The sequence below is a fragment of the Streptomyces sp. NPDC005799 genome (assembly GCF_040630525.1).
Taxonomy (GTDB): Bacteria; Actinomycetota; Actinomycetes; order Streptomycetales; family Streptomycetaceae; genus Streptomyces; species Streptomyces griseorubiginosus_B.
Window position 1 is genome coordinate 1 of record NZ_JBEXXQ010000171.1, and the last position, 2,994, is coordinate 2,994.

Here is a 2,994-nt window from a genome sequence, read left to right on the forward strand (position 1 = left end):
TTCTTGATCCTCCGTCTCCACAACGCCGTCTCCAGTGCGTCCAACGGCAGTTCGGTTCGCATGTGGTTCGCGACCTGCCAGCCGACGATCATCCGCGAGTACACGTCCAGGACGAATCCTCAGGTCGAGCTGATGACGCTGGTCGAGACCGGCACCCGAGCAGTCATCGCGGCGGTCTTCGGCCCCACCCGGGAGGGCGAAACCTCCTACGCCACCAGGCTGTTGCACCATCTGGGCCCCGAGATGCTGGTGCTGTGGGACCGGGGCTTCGACAGCAACGACTTCCTCACCGCCGCGCACGCCACCGGCGCACAGGTCCTGGGCCGCATCCGCCAGCGCCGCCGCCCACCAGTCCTTCAAACTCTCGCCGACTCCTCCTATCTCTCGGTCATCGGTGGCGTCCCGGTGCGCATCATCGAAGCCCAGGTGAGTATCACCTGCACCGATGGCAGCAACTTCGAGGGCTCTTACCGTCTGGTGACCACGCTCCTGGACGCCCGCCGCTACCCCGCCGACCGCCTCGTGCACCTGTATCACGAGCGTTGGGAGCACGAGAGTGCCTACTACGCCTTGCGCCACACCATCCTGCACGGACGGGTCCTGCGCTCGCACGACCCGGCCTGGCGTCGAGCAGGAGGTGTGGGCTCTGCTCACCCTCTACCAGGTTCTGCGCCGCACCATGGTCCAGGCGGCGGAGTCCCAGCCAGGCACCGATCCCGACCGCTGCGGCTTCACCGTCGCCCTCCAGACCGCCCGTGACCTGCTGGTAGGTGCAGAAGGAGTCTTCGAGCAGGGCATCGGGGAGATCGGCCGCCGCGTCCTGTCGGCGCTATCGCCCGCACGCCGGGGCCGCGTCAGTACCCGCAAGGTGAAGTCACCCATCTCCCGCTACGCGGAAAGGAAACTGGACGGCCGCCCCGACGCCAGCAATGCCGTGACCTCGACGGCGATCACTCTCCTGCCGCCGCCGGCGCCGGAGCCCGCACTGCCCACGACCACGGTCCCCCAGTACGTCGGCCCCGGCCAGACCAGCAACCGCATGACACGTGTCCTCACCATCCTGCAGGCAGAACCCGAACGGCTCTGGCGCTCAAGAGAGATCGCCGAACTCCTCGGCGACGTCACCCTCGTCGCCACCTACCGACAACTCGCCCGCTGGACCAAGAAGGGAATGATCAAGAGGGTCCGCACGGGACGCTACGCGGCAGTCGCACCGGAGACGACCCCCCTTGAGTGACTGCAAAAACGCTAACTACCCGGCCTTGGGGGAAGGCCCACCAGCGCCCAAGTCGACTGGCACTTCACCACCGACGATGCACGCGTGAAACTACGCCACCTCTACCCAACCACACAGCGAAATTAAGCAGCGACAGTCTATTAGCGAGTTGGTGACAGATCGAATCGGATAAGCGCATACCATATCAACGAGGCGAATCGTGGGAAGCAACAGCCTGATTCTCTGCGAGCCTGTAGACCAACCCAACCAGCCATCGACCCCCACCACCGGATTTCAATTCATGGTCCTGCCTCAACTGAAGCGTATCGGGAGCCGTTGGGGGCCACGGAGGAGCAGTCCCCCTCGCCAGGACAGGGCGGCAGGATGAATGTCCAATGTCAGGTCCGGGCACCGTTCAAGGAGAGCGCGGATCGCTACCCGTGCTTCCAGCCGCGCCAACGGCGCGCCCAAACAGTAGTGGATGCCATGTCCGAAGGCGACATGTCCATGCGTCTCACGTCGGATGTCGAACCGGTCCGGATCCGCAAAGCGGACAGGGTCCCGGTTGATGTCGGCGATGGCGACAATGACCAATTCCCCGCCGCCGGGAATCATGGTTCCGGCGATCTCGACGGGCTCCTTGGTGAAGCGGTAGGTCGATGTCTCGACCGGACCTTCGTAGCGCAGTATCTCCTCAATCGCGTTCTCCAGCAGAGAGAAATCGTGGCGTAGTGCGGCCAGTTGCTCGGGATGGCAGAGCAAGGCCAGGACGCCGTTGGAGATGGCGTTGACGGTGGTCTCGAAGCCCGCCACCAGCAACAGCCAAACCGTGCCAATCAGTTCCCTAGGAGACAGCCGGTCGCCATCCTCATCTGCCAGACGGATTAACGCGCTAAGCAAGTCATCGCCCGGATCCTTCTGTTTCTCCGCCAGTAAGTCATTGAGAATTAGGAATGTGACGTCCTTGGCTTCCCGACGTTCGTTCACGTCAGCGGAGGATAGGGCTACGCCTGCCGCGATGGCGAAGGCAGTGCGATTACGGACCGGCACACCGAGAAGCTCGCAGATCACGGTGATCGGCAAGGGAAAAGACAACATTTCTACGAGATCAGCGCGGCCGTCCTGGGCGGCCAGCATGGTTTCGAGGAGCTCGTCCGTGATTTGCCGTACCCGGGCTTCAAGTGTCGCTATTCGCACAGAAGTGAACTCTCTTGAAACCAGCCTACGCAACCGGGTGTGGTCGGGCGGGTCTGAAGAGAGCATGCTGGGACCCGGGATCAGGGTACTTAGTCCGAGAGCCGGGGAGATGTTGTCCCAGTCTTTCGAAAGCCGTGGATCTGCAAGCGCTGCGCGCCCTGGCTCATACCCAACGACCAACCATGCAGGTGCGCCCTCGGGTAGCCGGATCCGGTGCACCGGGCCGCTCGCCCGTAGGCGTGCGTACACGGGATAGGGATCCCGGGTGAAACTCTCCCCCAAAGTACCAAGATCGACCAATTCGTCCGTCTGCTTCATATCTGGCATTGGCAGCCCCAAAACTTATGATTGCGTGATTGACTGGTGGATCACCGGAAATCACCCTGTCAACCTGCCAGCCATGCGGAACAGAGGCAGACGCCCCGCTACCGACGTTGACTTCGGGCAAGCCTCCACAGCCAGCCCTTCCGACTCCGCACTGACTTGACCTCGATTCGTCAGTGGTCGTGAGCGCATGACGGTGTTGCTGGTTCACTCCGTTTGTCCCGCGTGATCGCGGGCGGGGGCTTCGCGTGTCGCTG

General features: G+C 63.1%; 3 protein-coding genes. 2 read left to right on the forward strand and 1 reads right to left on the reverse strand.

Going from position 1 to position 2,994, the window contains the following annotated elements:
* The first annotated feature begins 132 nt into the window (after positions 1 to 132).
* Together ABZ453_RS50865 and ABZ453_RS50870 are read left to right on the forward strand one after the other, a co-directional pair.
* Positions 133 to 759, forward strand: a complete 627-nt coding sequence (locus ABZ453_RS50865; RefSeq protein WP_359026845.1) for a transposase — start codon at positions 133 to 135, stop codon at positions 757 to 759.
* Positions 760 to 868: 109 nt separating this feature from the next.
* Positions 869 to 1,237, forward strand: a complete 369-nt coding sequence (locus ABZ453_RS50870; RefSeq protein ID WP_359026842.1) for a hypothetical protein — start codon at positions 869 to 871, stop codon at positions 1,235 to 1,237.
* A 291-nt stretch (positions 1,238 to 1,528) separates the two neighbouring features.
* Here the strand turns inward: ABZ453_RS50870 and ABZ453_RS50875 are convergent, their stop codons facing one another.
* Positions 1,529 to 2,731 carry a cytochrome P450 gene (locus tag ABZ453_RS50875; protein ID WP_359026844.1) on the reverse strand — a complete coding sequence of 401 codons (1,203 nt, stop codon included), beginning with the start codon at positions 2,729 to 2,731 and terminating at the stop codon, positions 1,529 to 1,531.
* Positions 2,732 to 2,994 lie beyond the last annotated feature (263 nt).